13 protein-coding genes are annotated in these 17,755 nt (G+C 68.2%); 2 read left to right on the top strand and 11 right to left on the bottom strand.

The genetic code is table 11. The annotated features are described in order from the left end of the window. The first annotated feature begins 2 nt into the window (after positions 1-2). Both Q4S45_RS09630 and Q4S45_RS09635 read left to right on the top strand, forming a co-directional pair. Positions 3-464, top strand: coding sequence for a GNAT family N-acetyltransferase (locus Q4S45_RS09630; RefSeq protein WP_305511331.1), 462 nt, complete (start codon positions 3-5; stop codon positions 462-464). Beyond that, a complete protein-coding gene (locus Q4S45_RS09635; protein ID WP_305511333.1) occupies positions 461-1,003 on the top strand; it encodes a GNAT family N-acetyltransferase in 543 nt (180 codons plus the stop codon). Before Q4S45_RS09630 ends, Q4S45_RS09635 begins: the two co-directional genes overlap by 4 nt. A gap of 25 nt (positions 1,004-1,028) precedes the next feature. On the opposite strand, the gene xth is transcribed toward Q4S45_RS09635, so the two are convergent. The 11 genes from xth to Q4S45_RS09690 all read right to left on the bottom strand — a co-directional run bounded on the left by xth (position 1,029) and on the right by Q4S45_RS09690 (position 17,344). Continuing rightward, positions 1,029-1,817 (bottom strand): exodeoxyribonuclease III, encoded by a 789-nt coding sequence (gene xth / locus Q4S45_RS09640; RefSeq protein WP_305511334.1) that lies wholly within the window; start codon positions 1,815-1,817, stop codon positions 1,029-1,031. Between the two features lie 71 nt (positions 1,818-1,888). Further along, a complete protein-coding gene (locus Q4S45_RS09645; protein ID WP_305511336.1) occupies positions 1,889-2,395 on the bottom strand; it encodes a response regulator in 507 nt (168 codons plus the stop codon). Continuing rightward, entirely contained in the window at positions 2,392-3,681 is a 1,290-nt protein-coding gene (locus Q4S45_RS09650; protein ID WP_305511338.1) for an HD domain-containing phosphohydrolase, read from the bottom strand. Before Q4S45_RS09650 ends, Q4S45_RS09645 begins: the two co-directional genes overlap by 4 nt. Further along, a complete protein-coding gene (locus Q4S45_RS09655) occupies positions 3,681-4,643 on the bottom strand; it encodes an ATP-binding protein (protein ID WP_305511340.1) in 963 nt (320 codons plus the stop codon). The genes Q4S45_RS09650 and Q4S45_RS09655 overlap by 1 nt, the downstream gene beginning before the upstream one ends. An 8-nt stretch (positions 4,644-4,651) precedes the next feature. Then, positions 4,652-5,500 carry an HDOD domain-containing protein gene (locus Q4S45_RS09660; protein WP_305511342.1) on the bottom strand — a complete coding sequence of 283 codons (849 nt, stop codon included), beginning with the start codon at positions 5,498-5,500 and terminating at the stop codon, positions 4,652-4,654. Then, a complete protein-coding gene (locus Q4S45_RS09665; RefSeq protein WP_305511344.1) occupies positions 5,497-5,817 on the bottom strand; it encodes a hypothetical protein in 321 nt (106 codons plus the stop codon). The genes Q4S45_RS09660 and Q4S45_RS09665 overlap by 4 nt, the downstream gene beginning before the upstream one ends. Beyond that, positions 5,814-9,446 carry an EAL domain-containing protein gene (locus tag Q4S45_RS09670; RefSeq protein WP_305511346.1) on the bottom strand — a complete coding sequence of 1,211 codons (3,633 nt, stop codon included), beginning with the start codon at positions 9,444-9,446 and terminating at the stop codon, positions 5,814-5,816. Before Q4S45_RS09670 ends, Q4S45_RS09665 begins: the two co-directional genes overlap by 4 nt. Then, positions 9,443-12,205 carry an EAL domain-containing protein gene (locus Q4S45_RS09675; RefSeq protein ID WP_305511348.1) on the bottom strand — a complete coding sequence of 921 codons (2,763 nt, stop codon included), beginning with the start codon at positions 12,203-12,205 and terminating at the stop codon, positions 9,443-9,445. The genes Q4S45_RS09670 and Q4S45_RS09675 overlap by 4 nt, the downstream gene beginning before the upstream one ends. Next, the gene (locus tag Q4S45_RS09680; protein ID WP_305511350.1) at positions 12,202-12,642 is read right to left on the bottom strand and encodes an Hpt domain-containing protein; all 441 of its coding nucleotides are present in this window, start codon (positions 12,640-12,642) and stop codon (positions 12,202-12,204) included. Before Q4S45_RS09680 ends, Q4S45_RS09675 begins: the two co-directional genes overlap by 4 nt. Before the next feature lie 326 nt (positions 12,643-12,968). Then, positions 12,969-13,601, bottom strand: coding sequence for a response regulator transcription factor (locus Q4S45_RS09685; RefSeq protein WP_305511352.1), 633 nt, complete (start codon positions 13,599-13,601; stop codon positions 12,969-12,971). Continuing rightward, positions 13,598-17,344 carry a PAS domain-containing protein gene (locus Q4S45_RS09690; protein WP_305511354.1) on the bottom strand — a complete coding sequence of 1,249 codons (3,747 nt, stop codon included), beginning with the start codon at positions 17,342-17,344 and terminating at the stop codon, positions 13,598-13,600. The genes Q4S45_RS09685 and Q4S45_RS09690 overlap by 4 nt, the downstream gene beginning before the upstream one ends. Positions 17,345-17,755 lie beyond the last annotated feature (411 nt).

The raw sequence follows: 17,755 nt of genomic DNA on the forward strand, positions 1-17,755 counted from the left end.
CTATGAAAATAGTCACCGACGACCTGACCCATCCCGCGATCCACGCCCTGCTTGCGGAGCACTTGCAGAGCATGTACGAACAGTCCCCGCGCGAAAGCGTGCATGCGCTCGACCTGGAACGGCTGCGCGATCCCTCGATCACGTTCTGGTCGGCGTGGGACGGCGACCAGCTGCTCGGATGCGGCGCGCTGCGCGAGCTCGATCCGGCGCACGGCGAGATCAAGTCGATGCGCACGCCGAACGCACTGCGCCGGCGCGGCGCCGGACGGGCGCTGCTGGCGCATATTATTAATGAGGCCCGGGAGCGCGGCTACCAGCGGCTGTATCTGGAAACCGGGTCGATGGAATCGTTCCGGCCGGCGCAGCAGTTGTACGAAAGCGCCGGCTTCACCCCCTGCGCGCCGTTCGGCGACTACAAGGAAGACCGCCACAGCGTATTCATGACGAAGTCGCTGCGGCCATGACCTCGCTGTGCGCGGGCGCCTTCGTGCTGCGCCCCTTCACGCCCTCGGATGCGCCGGCCTTTGCCGCCGCGGTGAGCGAATCGATGGCGACCGTGGGCAAATGGATGCCCTGGGCTGGCGCCGGCTTCGGCGAGGCGGACGCGCTGACCTGGTTCGACTCCTGCGAGAGCGCCCGCGCAAACGGCAGCGCCCACGAATTCGGGATTTTCCGGCGAGACGGAGGCGCGCTGGTCGGGGGCGCCGGGCTCAATCAATTCAATCCCAACTACCGCTTCTGCAATCTTGGATACTGGGTCCGCGAGTCCGCGCAACGGCAAGGCGCCGCCCTGGCTTCCGTCGCCGCGCTTTGCCGGTATGCGTTCGAGGAATTGGCGCTGACGCGGGTGGAGCTTGTCATCGCCGACGGTAACGCTGCCAGCATCGCGGTGGCGCGCAAGGCTGGCGCCACGCACGAATGCCTGGCGAGGAACCGCCTGCGCCTCAATGACGCACCGATCGCGGCGCACGTTTTTTCCCTGCTGCCCGAATCGCGCGCCTGACCCGCGATAAAGGGTTGACCCCGTTTCACTTGCCCTGCAGGCCCAGGTCCAGTTCGATCCATGTCGGCGCGTGGTCGCTCGGTTTCTCGCGCCCGCGCACGTCGCGGTCCACGTTGGACGCTTTCAGCGCCGGCGCCAGCGCGGGACTGAGCAGCAGGTGGTCGATGCGCAGGCCAGCGTCGCGGCCATACGCATTGCGGAAGTAGTCCCAGAAGGTGAAGATCGTCTCGCCCGGATGCATGGTGCGCAGCGCATCGGTCCAGCCCTGCTCCATCAGCCGGTCGAATGCGGCGCGCGTCTCGGTGCGGAACAGCGCGTCATCGACCCAGCGCTCCGGCTTGTAGACATCCGCTTCGGTCGGAATCACATTGAAGTCGCCGCACAGCACCACCGGCGCACCGCTGTCGAGCAACTGCTTCGCGTGGACGATCAGCCTTTCCATCCACTTAAGCTTGTAGTCGAACTTCGGACCGGGCGCGGGATTCCCGTTGGGCAGGTACAGGCAGGCGATCAGGATGCCGTCCACGATCGCTTCGATATAGCGGCTTTGCTCGTCCTCGGGATCACCCGGCAGGCCGCGCCCCACTTCCAGCGGCTCGCCGCCGCGCGCCAGGATCGCCACGCCGTTCCAGCTTTTCTGGCCGTGCCAGATGGGGAAGTAGCCGGCCTCGCGGATCGCCGCCTCCGGGAATTTCTCGTGCGGCGTCTTGAGCTCCTGCAGGCAGGCGACGTCCGGCCGGGTCTCGGCCAGCCAGTCCAGCAGGGCCGGCAGCCGGGCGTTCATTCCATTGATGTTGAAGGTGGCGATGCGCATGGTCTCTCCGCAATTGGTCGGGCAACTCCCTATTGTGAACGCAGAACCGGTCGATGCGCCGCACGGATGGGCTAATCGAGGTAGATCGAGCCGTCTGGCGCGCGCCGCACCTGCGTGATGCCGGGCTCCTCCCGCTCCAGCTTGCGCGCCTCGAGCTCCTGCGCGGACAGCGCGGGCGGCTGGCGCAGCCGCACCGCCTCGTCGTGGCGGCCGAACGCCTGCAGGAAGATCTTCTTCAGTTCCTCGCCTTCCCACGGCTTTGCGACGTAGCGGAACACCTCGGCGCGGTTGATCGCGTGCGATACTTCGGCGAACTCGGTCGATGCGCTCAGCATCAGCCGCACCGCCTGGGGCTGCACGCCCTTCACCAGCTGCAGGAAGTCGGCGCCGGTCAGGCCCGGCATCCGGTAGTCCGACATCACGATGTCGAACGTGACTTCGGCGCAGCGCAGCAGCGCTTGCTCCGGGTCGGTGAACGCCTCGATCTCCGCATCCTGCTCCTGCAGGAACGGGCGCAATGTGCGCTGCAGTGCGCTCAGCACGCGCGCCTCGTCGTCGACCAACAGTACGCGCCTCATGCCGCCTCCGCTTTCAATTTCACATACACCAGGAACGTCGAGCCGGACGTGCGTTCGAAATCGCCGATCTGGCGGATCATCCGCTCCGTCAGCACGTGGTCGGCCGACAGCAGCAGCGAGCCTTCCTTCGTCACCAGGTCGCGCGTGGTGCGCATCCCGGGCTTCAACTTGGCCACCGGCAGCCCGGTGTCGCGCAGGGCCTCGACCGGGTTCTTGCCGGTGGTGACCTCGCCGAACGCGGCCACCACCGCCGGATCGTAACGCTTGCCGCTGCTCTCGATCACGATCTTCGCCGCCTGGTCGGGCCGCAACTGGCGCTCGCTCAGGGTGCCGATCTGCAGGTTGTCGTAATCGCTGGCCAGCGCCAGGATGCGCGCCCCGATCGGGATGTCGAGACCCGCCAGCCGGTCCGGGAAGCCTTCGCCGTCGAAGCGCTCCTGGTGCGCGCGCACCAGCGTGGCCGCGTCGCGCAGGTCCTCGAGCGGCATCAGGAGCTGCTCGCCGCGCGCGGGATAGCTGCGGTAAAGCCCCAGCAGCTCGCCGTTCATGCGCGGCACCGGCAGGTCCAGCATGCTGTCGGAGAAGCCGATCTTGCCGATGTTGTGCAGCAGGCCGGCGATGAAGATCTGCTGGGTCTCGCGCGCGTCGAGCCCCATCCGCAGCGCGATCCGGCGCGCCAGGTCGGCGACGCGGCGCGAGTGGCCTGCCAGGTTTTCGCCGCGCAGTTCGATCAGGCTGGAAAACACCTGGATCGAGGTCAGGAAATTGCGCTTGAGCTTATCGTTCGAGCCGACCAGCTCCGCGGTGCGGCTGGCCACCTTGGCCTCCAGGCTCTGGTTCAACTCGCGCAGCTGTTCGTTCTGCTGAACGCTCAACGCTTCGAGCCGGCGCCGGTCGCGCTCCAGGTTCTGGCGCTCGAGCGCGTGGCGCACCACCAGCGTCATCTCGTGGTCGTCCCACGGCTTGGTGATGTAGCGGTAGATTTCGCCGCGGTTGACCGCGTCGAGGATCTGGCTCACGTCGGCGTGGCCGGTCAACAAAACGCGCATGGTGTCGGGAGTATGCTGGCGCGCCTGTTCGAGGAACGCGACGCCGTCCATTTCAGGCATGCGCATGTCCGAGATGATCAGGTCGACCTGGCGCGACGCCAGCACTTCCAGGCCGGCGCGTCCGCTGTCGGCGCTCACCACCTCGTAACCCTGGGTGCGGAACAGCCGCCGCAGTGCCGACAGGATGTGCGGTTCATCGTCCACGCACAGGACCACGCCAGTAACATTCGCTTGCATCACGCCTCCTGCTCCGCCGCGCGGCGAATCGGCAAGGTGATGCGGAAAGTGGTGCCGCAGCCGGGCGCGCTGCGCACCTCGATCTGGCCGCCGTGCTTCTGGATGATCCCGTACGACAGCGACAGCCCCAGCCCGGTGCCGCTGCCAATCGGCTTGGTGGTGAAGAAGGGATCGAAAATGCGCGACTGGATCTCGAGCGGAATGCCGCTCCCGGTATCGGCGATCTCGATCCAGACGTGGGTCGGGTCGCAGCCGGTACGGATGGTGATCTTTCCGCGTTCGCCGCTGATCGCGTGGGCGCCATTGATCACGATATTCATGATCACCTGGTTGATGTGCGACGGCTGGCACTCGATATCCGGAATCTGGCCGTACTCCTTGACGACGTCGGCCTTGTATTTGACTTCGTTGCTGACGATGTTCAGGGTCGAGTCGATCCCGGCGTGCAGATTGGCCCACTGCCATTCCTGGTTGGCGTCCACGCGCGAGAAGTCTTTCAGGTCCTGGACGATCTTGCGCACGCGGGTGATGCCCTCGCGCGACTCCGACATCAGCACCGGGATGTCCTCGATCAGGAATTCCAGGTCGGCCGTTTCGCGCTCGACGCGCAGCGCGGCGCGCACGGCTGGGTCGGCGATGCTGTCCTCGGCGTCCTGGTACAGCTTGAACATGGCCAGCATGCGCCCGATGTAGGTGCCGAGTGTTTCGAAATTCGAGAACACGTAGCCGATCGGGTTGTTGATCTCGTGCGCGACGCCGGCCGCCAGCTGGCCGATCGACGCCAGCTTCTCCTGCTGCATCAGCTGCTGCTGCGCCATCGACAGGCGCGCGTTCAGTTCGGTCAGCTCCAGATTGCGGCGCGTCAGCTCGGCCTCGGCCGCCTCGCACTTGCGGATGTCTTCCTCCAGGCGCTGCATGGTTTGCGCGGGCTGCGAGTTCATTGGGATATCGGTCGTGGTCATGGCTTTTCTCAGTGCGATGCGATCAGGATCTGGCACGCGTTGTCAAATTCGGATTCGGTGTCGGCAAACACGCGGCGCAGGCCGGCGGCGTCGATGCGCAGGCTGTCCCATGCGCCCTGCACGACGGCCGGCACCCGCTCGTCGTCTTGGCCGGCCAGGTCGAGCGCGTGGACGATCGCGTCGGCCACGTGCACCACGCTGGCGATGTCGCCAAGGTCCTGCCCGGCCGGCGCGTGGTGGTTGGCGATCGCGCGGCGGATCAGTTCGGGGAACTTCCAGTGCTCGGCCAGCGCGCGCCCGACCACCGCGTGGTCGATCGACAGCACCTCCCGTTCGGCCGCCATCATCTCGCAGTCGTGGGCCGCGCGGTACGCAATCGCCTCGTCGTACTCCTTCGGGCAGATGGTCACCAGCACCAGCCGGCCGATGTCGTGCAGCAGTCCGGAAACGAAGGCGAACTCCTGGTTGCGGCCGGTGAGCCTGGCCAGGCTCTTGGCGCACAGCGCCGTGCCGACCGCGTGGCGCCAGAATTTGGCAAAGTCGAAGCCGGCCGCGCCGGCGCCCCCAAAGGCGCCGATGATGCCGGCCGACGTGACGAGCGCGCGCACGCTGTCGAAACCGAGCACCGCGATCGCCTGCTCGATGGTGCGCACCTTGCACTGCAGGCCGTAGAACGAGGAATTGGCCAGCCGCAGCGTCTTGGCGGTCAGCGCCTGGTCCTTCGACACCTTGGCCGCCAGCTCGCTGGTGCTGACGTCGGCCTGGTCGAAGGTGGCGATCAGTTCGGTGACGATCAGCGGCAGGGTCGGCAAGTCGCGCACATTGGCCACCACTTGTTCAAGCGTGATCCGGGTCATTGCAGGCTTTCCATGCGATAGGCGGTCAGCTGGGCCTGGAGCAGCGCATTGGCCTCGTTCGCCGCCGGCAACCGGAACAATTTCGCCAGGCGCGCCGCGACCAGTTCGCGCTCGCGCGCCAGGTCCTCGCTTGAAATGGCGTCGTCGACCACGCTCACGCTGTCGATCGCGCGGCGCCGCATCGAGGTCAGGAGGGCCTCGGTGAGCGGCGCGCCGGCCGGCAGCAGCACGCTGCCCTGGTGGTCGAGGACGGCGGCGGCCAGGACCATGCCGGCTTCGGCATCGTCGAGGTCCAACTGTTTGTACCTGCTGATCATGCTGCTTCCTTGTTGATGTCGGCCGCCAGCGCGGCCTTGAAGATGACGAGGCGGCCGCGCGCGCGCGTGCCTTTGCCCATGCTGTGCGCGACCACTTCGTAGTCGGCGCCGTGCAGCCGTTCGAGGCACGCGCCGCCGTCTTCGGCGCGCGCGATCGACTCCAGCAGCGCCGGCATGAACAGCGCCGCCGGGCTGCCGAGCAGCATCCCGTGCTGGCGGAACAGCTCCTGGGCGGCCGAATTGGCAAAGGCGACCACCTGCTCTTCGTCCAGCCCGAGCACCGGCAGCGGCACGTGCTGCAACGCCTCGCGCACGATATCGAGCGAGATGCCGGTGCGCGCGATCTGTTCCTGCTGCTGGCGCAGAACTTCTTCCAGCTGGCGGTTGGCCTGGGCCAGGCCGGCGTTGGCGGTGCGTACCTCCAGGTCGAGCCGGCGATTTTCGTCGGCCATCTCCTTGTGCAGCATCGCTTCCTGGATGTGGCCGCGCAGCTGGGTGTCGTCCCACGGCTTGGTGAGGAACTTGTAGATGGCGCCTTCATTGACAGCGTCGGTGACCGACTGCAGCTCGGTGAAGCCGGACAGCACGATGCGCACCGTGTCCGGATGGGAGGTCTTCACCGCGCGCAGGAAGTCGACCCCGGTCATGCCCGGCATGCGCTGGTCCGACACGATCACGTCGATCGCCTCGCGCTCGAGCAGCGCCAACCCTTCCGCACCGCTGGCCGCGGTCAGGATGCGCAGGCCGGTGCCGCGCAACTGGCGCTTCAGCGCGGACAGGATGTTCGGCTCGTCGTCGACCAGCAGCAGCGTGCGTTCGCGCTTGTGCAGGCGCAGCAGGTGCGGCGGCAGCCGCTTGTCTTCGGCCAGCATCGCCTTCAGCGCGGATGCTTCGAGCGCCGGCGCGAACAGGCGTCCCTGGATTTCGTCGCACATGTTCCGGGCCAGGAATTCGCACTGGGCTTCGCTTTCCACGCCCTCGGCGACGACCCGCATTCCCAGGTTGTGGGCCAGCGAGATGATCGCGTCGGGAATCGCGTCGTCGTTACGCTGGCCCGAAATTTCGCGCACGAACGACGGGTCGATCTTGAGCGCGTCCAGCGGATAATTCTTCAGCTGCGCGAGGCTCGACAGGCCGGTGCCGAAGTCGTCCACCGCCACGCTCACGCCCAGCGTGCGCAGGCCTGCCAGGGTGGTTTGGGCTCGCTCGACGTCGCTCATCACCATCCGCTCGGTCAGCTCCAGCTCCAGGCAGTTCGGCGCCAGGCCGGTTTCGTCCAGCACCTGCGCCACCAGCGACGGCAGGTCCGGCTGATTGAATTCGCGCGTCGCCAGGTTCAGCGCCAGCCGCAGTCCCGGGCTGCCGTCGTACTGCCAGGCGCAGACCTGGGCGCACGCGCGGCGCATGGCCCACATGCCGATCGGGACGATCAGGCCGGTGTCCTCGGCCAGCGCCAGGAAGCACGACGGCATCAGCATGCCCAGCTCCGGATGGCGCCAGCGCAGCAAGGCTTCGACGCCGACGATGCGGCCGCTGCGCAGGTCGAGCTGCGGCTGGTAGTGCAGTTCGAATTCGTCGCGCTCGAGCGCACCGCGCAGCGCCACTTCGAGGCGCAGCCGCTCCTGCGCCTGCTGGTTCATCTGCGGCAGGTAGAACTGGTAGTTGTCGCGCCCCTGCTGCTTGGCGCAGTACATCGCCAGGTCGGCATATTCGATCAGCGCCTCGGGATCGTCGCCGTCGCGCGGGTAGCTGGCCACCCCGACGCTGCAGCTGAGGAAAAAATCCTGGCTGCCGATGGTCACCGGCCGCGCCAGCGACTCCATGATCCGGTCCAGCACCGACGTGCTCAGTTGGCCCTGCCCGCGCTCGGCCAGCACCAGCATGAATTCGTCGCCGCCCAGGCGCCCGACCGTGTCCTCGGGACGCACTGCGGCCACCAGCCGCTGCGCCACCTCGCGCAGGCAGTCGTCGCCGGCGCGGTGGCCGACGCTGTCGTTGACGAACTTGAAGCGGTCGAGGTCGACGAACAATACCCACACCGACTGGCCCTTGCGCGCGCAGGCGGCGATCTCCTGGCCCAGCCGCTCGCGCAGCAGCTTGCGGTTGGCCAGCCCGGTTAGCGCGTCGTGCGCCGCCTGGTATTCCAGTTCGGCCTGGTGCCGGCGCTTCTCGGTGACATCGGCCAGCACCGCCACGAAGTGATTGACGCCGCCGGCGGCGTCGCGCACCGGCGAGATGGAGGCACGGGTCCATAGCTCGCTGCCGTCCTTGCGCCACATGCGCAGCACCGCGCTGCCCTCGCGCTGTTCGTCCATCATTGCGGTCAATTCGAGCACGCCGGCCTGCCCCGCATCGGCCGCAACCAGCCTGCTGCCGTCATGACCGCTCACTTCGGCGCGCGAATAGCCCGTCATCTTCTCGAACGCCGGATTGACGTATTCGATCGGATAGGACGGCGTCCGCGCGCCGATGATGACGATGCCGTTGAAGCAGGCGTCGACCGCCTGGCGCATCAGTTGCTGCGAGCGGTTCGCCAGGGTCAGCGCCGCGGTGCGCTCCTTCACCAGCCGGTGCACCCCGCGCGTGCGCGCCGCCAGCGCGCCGACGTAGGCCGCCGCCAGCACGCTGCCGAAGCAGCCGCAGACCAGCATCAGCAGCGAACCGAGCCCGCCGGGCAGCAGCGGCGCGGGCGCCGCCGCGATCGCGATGTGCCATGGCCGCCCCGCCACATCGAACGTGGCGCTGGCGTTGCGCGGCTCACCGCCGAAGCGCACCGGCAGGGCCGGACGCGCGCCAGACGCGCCCTGGTGGAAAACCAGCTTGCCCGGCGCGGCGACGCGGTCTTCGTAGACCCGCACGTCGAAGCCCGGTTCGGCCAGCAGGCGGGCGCTGGCCAGCGTTTGCGAGAAGAGCGCGCCGCTGAGAACGCCGACCACTGCGTAGCCGTCGACTTGCGAGCAGCCGCTGCCGCCTGGCCGGTAGACCGGCATCATGATCGTGAAGCCCGGCTGCATCAGGTTGCCCAGCAACACCCGGTACTGCGGCGTCATCGACGGCAGGCCGGTCGCGCAGGCGCGGTTGCGCGCTTCCAACGATTCCGTGCGCGAGTCGGCATTGAGTCCGAATGCAGTTTCGTTGCCGGCCATCGGCACCAGGTAATCGACCACGCGGTAGCTGGGGCTGTGCGGCGCCGTCACCGCCTTGCCTCCGATGATCGCGCGGATCTCGAAGCCGGGCAGGCTGGCGCGGTGCGCCGCCTCGTAGGCAGGACGCTGTGCATCGCTCACCACGCGCTGGTAGCCGATGAACTGGATCTGCGGACTGTCCTTCAACATTGGCTGGGCGAAATCGACGAACTGGCGCGGGCCGACCGGCTGCATCGCGGAAAACACCCGGTTCACCGTGGCCAGCACATCGACCGCGCCCTCCAGGCCTTCGCGGATGGCGGCGATGCGGGTATTGGCGCGCCGTTCAAAGTCCTCGCGCATGCGCTGCTGTTCGCCGGCGCGGATCGCGCCCGACAGGCCGATAGTAAACAGCAGGCCGGCCAGCAGCGTGAGCGAGCCAGGCTGCTCCATGATGATCTGCAGGGCGCGCATGTTGCGCACCAGGCGGCGCAGGCGGCTCATGGCAGCGCGCCCAGGCGCAGGCTGTCCAGCGCCAGCGCCCTGCCTTCTCCCAGCAGGCGCGCGCAGGCATCCGCGGCGAGCGGACGGCTAAACAGATAACCCTGCATTTCATCGCAGCCGTTTTCAGCCAGCAGCGCCAGTTGGCCGGCCGTCTCCACGCCCTCGGCGATCACCGTCAGTCCCAGGCCGTGGCCCATCGCGATCACCGCTTTCGCGATCGACAGGTCATGCGGATCTGTTGCGATCTCGCGCACGAACGACTGGTCCAGCTTGAGCTTGTCGACCGAGAAGCGCTTCAGGTAGCTCAGGTTCGAGTAGCCGGTGCCGAAGTCGTCGATCGCCAGCTGGACGCCCATGTCCTTGAGCTGGCGCAGGATCTCGAAGGTCCGCTTCGGGTCTTCCATCGACGCGCTCTCGGTCAGCTCGAGTTCCAGCAGATGCGGTGCCAACCTGGTTTCGGCGAGAATGCGCTCGACCGTGATGACGATATGCTCGGAGAACTGGCGCGCCGACAGGTTCACCGACACCGGCACGGCTGGCAGCCCCTCGCGCTGCCACGCGCAGCTTTGCTGGCACGCGCGGCGCAGCACCCATTCGCCGATCGGCAGGATCAGGCCGGTCTCCTCGGCAAGGCCAATGAAGCGCCCCGGCGCGATCAGCCCCAGTTCCGGGTGCTGCCAGCGCACCAGCGCCTCGATGCCGATGATCTTCCCGCTCGCCAGGCTGGCCTGCGGCTGGTAGTGCAGCACGAACTCGCCGCGCTCGATCGCCCGCCGCAGCGCGCTCTCCAGTCGGAAGCGCTCGTGCGCGCCCTGGTTCAGTTCCGGCCGGTAGAACTCGTAGCGCTCCTCGGCGCCGGCCAGCGCGCGCCGCACCGCCGCTTCGCTGCCCTGCAGCAGGCTGTCGTAGTCCGCGCCGTCGGTCGGATACACGGCGATGCCGATGGCCGGTTCGAGGTGCAGCTCCTGGCCGTCGTGCAGGAACGGCAGGCTCAATTCGGCCAGCAGCTCGCGCGCCAGCACCGACAATTCTTCGGGCGATTTGCGCAGCGCCGCGATGGCGAAGGTGCGCTCGCCCACGCGCGCCACGCTGGCCGAGCCGTGCTCCCAGCGCGCCAGGCGCCGGGCCATCTGGCGCAGCATCGCCTCCTCCGCCTCCAGGCCAAGGCTCTCGCCGATCAGGCGCAGGCGTTCCGGCTTGAGCATCAGGTAGCCGACCAGCTCGCGGCTGCCGGCCGCCTGCTCCTTCATCTGATGCACGCGGTCGCGCATCAGGATGCGGTTCGGCAGGCCGGTCAGGGTATCGAAGCTGCTCAGGTAGCGCACCTGCTCCTCGGCGCCGCGCAGTTCGGTCACGTCGACACCGGTGCCGAGAAAATATTCGACCTGGCCGTCGGCCTTGCGTAGCCAGGTGGTGGACCAGACGATCTCGCGCAAGCCGCCGTCGCGCGCGCGCCACACGCCGCTCACTTGCGACGGCCCGGTGCTTTCGGGCGGGTGCTCGAAGAACCGGCGCAGCCCCGATCCGCCGCTGGCCTTCTCGAACACTTCCCAGCAAGGACGGCCGATCGCCTCTTGCGCCGGCCAGCCCATGGCCTGCTCGCAGGCCGGGTTGAACAGCCGGATCACGCCCGCGGTGTCGACCATGCACACCAGCGCGCCGCTGGTGTTGACCACCGCCGACAGCAGCTTGCGCTCGGACTGCCAGGCGTCGGTGCGCTCCTTGACCTGCGCTTCCATGCTGCCGTACAGGCGCGCGCGCTCGACGGCCACGGCGATCTGGTTGCCGACCGTCTCCAGCACCTGCCACTGGTCGCCGGCCAGCTTGCTCTCGCTCGTCATCAGGCACAGCACGCCGCGCGTGCCGGCTCCGGTGGCCAGCGGAATGCAGGCATGCGGCCGGTCGAGCTGCTCGCACGTGAGCACAAGCTGCGGCGCGGTTAGCGCGCCGGACCGCAGCTGCCGCTCGCACTGGCAGGTCGCGCACGCGTCGCTGGCGTAGCTGTCGATCGCGAAGTCGCGCGCCGCGACCAGGCGCAGCTTGCCGTCCGCGCCGAACAGCTTGATGCAGGCGCCCAGCACGCCGGGGAAGTCGAGCAGGCGTTCGAGCGCCAGTTCGCCCACCGCCTGCTCGGTGAGCGCGGGATTGAGCGCCTCGGCGATGCGGTACAGGCCCTCGAGCGACTGGTAGTTATGGGCGATGCGTTCCTGCTGCGCCTTGAGCTGCTCGGCCATCTGGATCGCTTCTTCGTAGGTCGAGATCAGCAGGTCGAAGATCTGCTGGCGCTCGGCCGTGATGAAGTGGGTCTGGCCGCCAAGATTGACCTGCATGCCCAGCTGGACCCGGTCGGCGCGCGTGCCGCGGTTGGCCAGGATCACGCGGATCCGGCCCAGCAGGTAGTTGCCGTCGAAGGGCTTGCGGATGAAATTGTCGGCACCGCAGTCGAGGCCCCGGATCACGTCGTGCAGGCTGGTGAGCGATGTCAGCAGGATCACCGGGACGTCGCGCAAGGCGGGGTCCTTCTTGATCTCGCGGCACATCGCAAAGCCGTCCATCACCGGCATGGCGATGTCGCTGACGATCAGCGTGGGCGCCGCCTCGCGCGCCTGGCGCAGGCCGTCGCGGCCGTCCACCGCGATGCGCACGGCGTAGCCGCCGGCCTGCCGCAGCATCTGCGCCAGGAATTGCGCCTGGGTGGGGCTGTCCTCGATCACCAGGATGTCGACCGGTTGCTCCGCAGCGGTGCGTATCGTGCTCATGGCGTCGACAATGGTTGCGCCAGCTGCGCGGCCAGCGCGTCGAGCTGGCCGCACAGGGCCAGCGCCTGGTTGCGGATACGGCCGGCCGGCTGGCCGGTCAGCTGCGGCGCCAGCGCCAGCGCGGCGGCGACGGCGCCCTGCTGCCCGGGGGCCGCGCCGGTGTCGCGCGCGGCGGCGAACACCCGCTCGAGCGCGCGACACAGCCATTCGAGTTCGGCCAGGTCGACCGAGCGCGCGGCGCCGGCCAAGGTGTGCAGGGTATCGAGCACCGCGCCGAGCGCCGCGCCGTCCCTCCCGTGGCCGAGCGCGGCGAGGTCCGCCTCGACCTGCCGCAGGTGGGCGTGAGCCTCGGCGGCGAAGATCGCCAGCAGCGACGGCTCAGGAAAATGCCCCGCGTCCGCCATCATGCGCAGCAGCCCAAAAAGAAGTAACAGCAATGCAACGACATACACCTGGACATCTTGACATAACCTTATTCGTAAACACGGACGGCAATCTTCATTGCGCTACGGCAATGAGAAATCAAACTCCATGGTAACGAAAATCCCTGCTTCAGTTCGCTAACGGAGCGACCCGTGCGCGGCTGCGAAACGCCGCCGGAGGCGTCCAGGACCGCGCCAAGTCCTTGATTTTTCGCGTAACTTAAATATCAGGAAATAGTTCTTGGAAAGAAACTGTCACGCATTCTGCATAGCGCTGTCGCGAAATGAACGACAAGGAATGGAGCTATAACGTTGCGTCAAATTCACATGCTTGTAGGCAATTAACTAACCAGGCCGCTCTTCAGGGCATAGCGGATCACGGCCGCGTTCGACGACAGGCCCATCTTGCGGAAGATGCGGTTGCGGTAGGTGTTGACGGAACTGACGCTGATGCCCAGTTCGGCGGCGACCTGCTTGACCTGCTTGCCGGCGCCGATCAGGGCGACGATTTCGGCCTCGCGCGCGGTCAGGTTGTGGTGCGACGGCCGCGGCTCGGGATCGAGCGCCTGACGCGCCAGCAGCTCGGCCAGGCGCGGCCCGATATAGGTGCTGCCTGCGACGACCTGGCGGATCGCCTTGACCAGTTCCTCGGCGGCCATCGCCTTGGTGATGTAGCCGGCGGCGCCTGCGCGCAGCGCGCTCACCGCATAGCGCTCCTCCGCGTACATGCTGAGCATGACCACCTTCTGCTCCGGGAACTGGCGGCGCAGTTCGGCCAGTCCTTCCAGGCCGTCGTGTTCGGGCAGGCTGATGTCGAGCACCACCACGTCGGGCTGGTGCTGCGCCACCAGCGCCAGCGTCCTGGCAAGGTCGGCCGCTTCGCCGACGATGCGCAGGTCGGCGCTGGAGCGGATGATTTTCTTGACGCCTTCGCGAATCAGCTCGTGGTCGTCGGCGATGACGATGCGGATCATGGTCGTCCTCCTTTTTCTTTGTGCTGCGCATCCATCGGTATCAGCGCCGACACCAGCGTGCCGCGCGGCTGCAGCGGTCCCACGCGCAGCCGGCCACGCACCAGCGCGGCCCGTTCCTGCATGCCGGTAATGCCCAGCGACCGCACCGCGCGCGCGTGCTGGCGCGCGATGCCGGCCCCGTCGTCGCGCACCCGCAGCAGCAGCGCGCCGCCGCGCCGTTCGACGCTGACCCACACCTGGCTCGCGTGGGCGTGGCGCAGCACATTGGTCGTCGCTTCCTGGAAGATCCGCAGCAGCGCCTCGGCGGCCGGGCGCGATGGCTGGGCCAGGCCGGCGGGCAGCTCGACGTGGGTGGGCAGGCGGGTGCGCCGCTCGAAGTCGCGCGCGTGCCAGCCGATTGCCGCGTACAGGCCCTGCCCGTCGAGCTCCGGCGCGCGCAGCTCGGTGGCGATGTCGCGCACCAGCTGCATCGCCCGGTCCAGCGTGGCGCAGGCCGAATGCAGCTCCGGAATCACCTGATCCGGCGCCAGCGCCGCGCCGTTCGCGCCGATGTCGCGCTCCAGCAGTTTCAGGTCGATCTTCGCCGCCGACAGCGTCTGGCCCAGCTGGTCGTGCACCTCGCGCGCCAGCGCGGTGCGCTCGGCTTCGCGCACGGTCTGCAATCGTTCGTACAGCACGTTGAGCTCTTCCTGCGCGGCGCGGCGCTCGGCCTCCACGCGTTTGCGCTCGGTGATGTCCTTGGCGATGACGACGAAGTAGCGCGGCCGCCGGTCCTCGTCCTCGATCATCGACATGAAGTTGTGCACCCAGATCACGGCGCCGTCGGCGCGCCGCGTGCGCGACTCGATCTGGGTCGAGGCGACCACGCCGTCGAGCAAGGCGCGCAGGCGCGCTGCGGTCGGCGGGAAATCCTCGTCCACGGTGACGTCGGCCAGGCTGCGCCCGGCCAGTTCCGGCTCGCTGTAGCCGACCAGCGACTGGTAGGCCGGATTGGCGCGCACGTACACGCCGTTGGTATCGGTGATCGCAATGCCGCCCGGGGCGCGGTCGAACACCGCCGCCAGCAGGCGGTTGGCCTGGCGCAGCTGCTCGGTGCGCAGTTCGACGCGCCGCTCCAGGTCCATCTTCGCGCCGATCAGCATCTGCTCGGCAGACTTGACTTCGGTGATGTCGTTGGCCAGCACCAGCGCGCCGTGCGGCGCCGGGTAGCAGCGCACGTTGATCCAGCGGTTCGACGGACGCAGGAAATATTCGACTGGCGCCGGATGCTTGCCGGCCAGCGCCGCGCGCATCGCCTGTTCCAGCGCGCTGCCGGCCAGGAAAGGCGCGATCTCGAGCAGCGTGCGTCCCATCAGTTCCTGCTTGGGCGCGCCCAGGTCGGTAGCCGCCGCTTCGTTCAGGGCCAGCACGCGCAGGTCGGCGTCGATGCCGATGAAGGTATCGCTGGTCGCTTCGAGCACGCTGGCCAGGTCGTGGCGCACTTCGGCGATCTCGCGCTTGAGGGCCGCTTCCTGCTCGAACGCCGCGCGCCGGATGCGCGCCATGCGCACGTGCGATGCGACCCGCGCCACCAGTTCGCGCCCGCTGAACGGCTTGGCCATGTATTCGTCGGCGCCGGCGGCCAGCGCGTCGAGCCGCGCGTCGGCGCCGGCGCGCGCCGACAGCACGATCACCGACACCGTGCGGATCGCCGGGTCGGCGCGGATCGCGCGCACCAGGTCCAGGCCATCGACGCCCGGCATCATCACGTCCACCAGCACCAGTTCCGGATTGGTGGCGCGCACCGCGGCCAGGCCGCTTGCGGCGTCGCGCGCCGATTCGACGCTGCAGGTGTCCTTGAGCAGGCGCTCGATGTAATGGACGATGTCGGCATTGTCGTCCACCACCACCACGCGTACCGGCTTGTCTCCCGCCGGCGGGCCGAAGGCGTCTGGCTGCGCCGGACGCGCGTCCACCGGTTCGGGCAGGCGCAGCGCGCGCGCGGGTGGCGTGGCGCGCGGCGCCGCCGCATCGGCCACGCGCCAGGGCAGCGTGACGGTAAAAGCGCTGCCCCGCCCCGGCACGCTCGCGACATCGATCCCGCCGCCCGACAGGCGCACCAGTTCGCGCACCAGCGCCAGGCCGATGCCGCTGCCTTCGACGTGCTTGCGCCCGGCGCTGCTGCCGCCGCGGTAGAAGCGCTCGAACACGCGCTCCAGCTCGTCGTGTGCGATGCCGACGCCGGTGTCGCGCACGGTCAGCCGCAGCATGCCGGCGGCGGCCTCCAGTTCGACCGCGATCTCGCCGGACGGCGTGAATTTGTACGCGTTCGACAGCAGGTTCGAGACCACCGTCTCCCACATGTCGCGGTCGACCAGCGCCTCGCCGGCCGGCAGGCGGTTGCGGATGTCCAGGCGCAGCCCGGCGCCTTCGATCGCCGAGCGGAACAGGCTGGCCACCTCCGCGGTCAGGGCGCCGACGTCGACCGGTTCGGGGCGCATCGGCAGCCGGCCCGCCTCGATGCTGGCAAAGTCCATAATGGTGTTGACCAGCTTGTGCAGGCGCTGGGCGTTGCGGTGCGCCAGCTCGATGAATTCGCGCACGCCTGGCGCCAGCGCGGCGTCGGTGTTTTCGAGCAGCTCGGAGAGCGGGCCCAGGATCAGGGTGACCGGCGTGCGCAGTTCGTGGCTGGCGTTGGCGAAGAAGGTCGATTTCGAGCGGTCGAGCTCCGCCGTCGCTTCGCTGCGGCGCCGTTCGGCAGCGATCGCCTCGATGCCGGCGACGGCGGTGCCGACCAGACCGGCGATGGTGTCGATGAAGTGGCGGTACTCCTGGTCGAGCGGCGCGCGCGGGTTGGCGGCGAACAGCAGGAAGCCGTGCGGGGTCGCGTAGCCCGGCACCGTGAACGGCAGGGCGATGATCTCGCGCGGCGGCTCCGGCCAGGCTCCGCATGTGTCGGCCGGCGCGAGCAGCGCGGCTGCGTCGTAGGTCTGCGGTTCGAACGAGCGCGCCAGCGGTGACAGTGGATGCGCGCCCGCGCCGTCGCCGGACCACGGGATGCGCTTGTCGATGCCGGCGCAGCCTTCGTGCAGGCCGGCGCAAAACACCTGCTCGGCGCAGTCGGCGCCCGGCACGGCCAGGTAGAGCGCGCACAGCGGCACGTCGAAGGGATTGTCGGCCAGCGCCGCCCGCACCAGCTCGAGCGTCTGTTCGTCGCCGCGGCGCAGCGCGACCTGGGTGGCCAGGTGGTTCAGGGTGCGCAGGCGCCGCTCGCTGATGAAGCGCCGGCTGGTCTCCATCGTTGCGACGAATACGCCGGCGGCGCGGCCGTCGTCATCAAGGATCGGACTGTACGAGACCGAAAAATAGCATTCCTCCGAAAAGCCGCGGCGCTGCAGGATCAGCTGCCAGTCGTCCATCCGCACCGCGCGGCTGGTGTCCAGCACCGACATCAGCACCGGCCCGAGCGAAGCCCAGGCCTCGGACCAGACGTCGGCCACGCGCCGGCCCAGCGCCTCCGGATGCTTGTCGCCGAAGATCGGCGCGGTGGCGTCGTTGTACACGTACACCAGTTCGCGTCCGACCAGCACGCTGATCTGGAAATCGGAATTGAGGCAGATCCCGACGGCCGAGCGGATGCAGGCCGGCCAGTGCGCCACCGGCCCGATCGGCGTGGCGCTCCAGTCCTTCGCATGGACCGCGCGCACCATCTCCCCTTCCCCCGGAAAGTAGGTGGCAGCCGATCGGGATCCTTGATCATCCATGCAAGCTCGCTCAAAAAGGGTGTGCAAATGTTAACCCAGTGGCAAATTTGGTGGCGCGGCAGTGACATGCGAACAACGCCACCGCGGGTTCGAGCCGGATTCTAGCCAGCCGCGCGGCGTCCGTGCAAGCCGCGCGGCGATGGCAAAATCGCGCCCGCGGCGGCGCCCTTGACCACGCCGCCGGGCCGCCCCGCCCGCACTGAAGGCGCCGGCCAATATTTCCGGCAATCAATTGTGTCGCAGATTTAGCGACAATTGTGTCGCCGAACGAGCGACGCCATGCGCGCGGCGGCGCGACCGCTCTGGGCCTTATAGCGATGCATGAAATACCTGTTAATTTCGCCGCGACCGGTGCGTACTCTTATACAAAAAGCTTGTATCGTATTACTCATACATGTGTGTTCGTACAGG

Origin of the sequence: Massilia sp. R2A-15, assembly GCF_030704305.1 — a bacterium.
GTDB lineage: Bacteria > Pseudomonadota > Gammaproteobacteria > Burkholderiales > Burkholderiaceae_D > JAFCUW01.

Coding starts and splice junctions, on each gene's coding strand:
- Q4S45_RS09630 (WP_305511331.1), top strand. CDS start 3: ATGAAAATAGTCACCGACGACCTGACCCATCCCGCGATCCACGCCCTG.
- Q4S45_RS09655 (WP_305511340.1), bottom strand. CDS start 4,643: ATGACCACGACCGATATCCCAATGAACTCGCAGCCCGCGCAAACCATG.
- Q4S45_RS09690 (WP_305511354.1), bottom strand. CDS start 17,344: ATGGATGATCAAGGATCCCGATCGGCTGCCACCTACTTTCCGGGGGAA.
- Q4S45_RS09635 (WP_305511333.1), top strand. CDS start 461: ATGACCTCGCTGTGCGCGGGCGCCTTCGTGCTGCGCCCCTTCACGCCC.
- Q4S45_RS09645 (WP_305511336.1), bottom strand. CDS start 2,395: ATGAGGCGCGTACTGTTGGTCGACGACGAGGCGCGCGTGCTGAGCGCA.
- Q4S45_RS09665 (WP_305511344.1), bottom strand. CDS start 5,817: ATGATCAGCAGGTACAAACAGTTGGACCTCGACGATGCCGAAGCCGGC.
- Q4S45_RS09675 (WP_305511348.1), bottom strand. CDS start 12,205: ATGAGCACGATACGCACCGCTGCGGAGCAACCGGTCGACATCCTGGTG.
- Q4S45_RS09670 (WP_305511346.1), bottom strand. CDS start 9,446: ATGAGCCGCCTGCGCCGCCTGGTGCGCAACATGCGCGCCCTGCAGATC.
- Q4S45_RS09685 (WP_305511352.1), bottom strand. CDS start 13,601: ATGATCCGCATCGTCATCGCCGACGACCACGAGCTGATTCGCGAAGGC.
- Q4S45_RS09660 (WP_305511342.1), bottom strand. CDS start 5,500: ATGACCCGGATCACGCTTGAACAAGTGGTGGCCAATGTGCGCGACTTG.
- Q4S45_RS09650 (WP_305511338.1), bottom strand. CDS start 3,681: ATGCAAGCGAATGTTACTGGCGTGGTCCTGTGCGTGGACGATGAACCG.
- xth (WP_305511334.1), bottom strand. CDS start 1,817: ATGCGCATCGCCACCTTCAACATCAATGGAATGAACGCCCGGCTGCCG.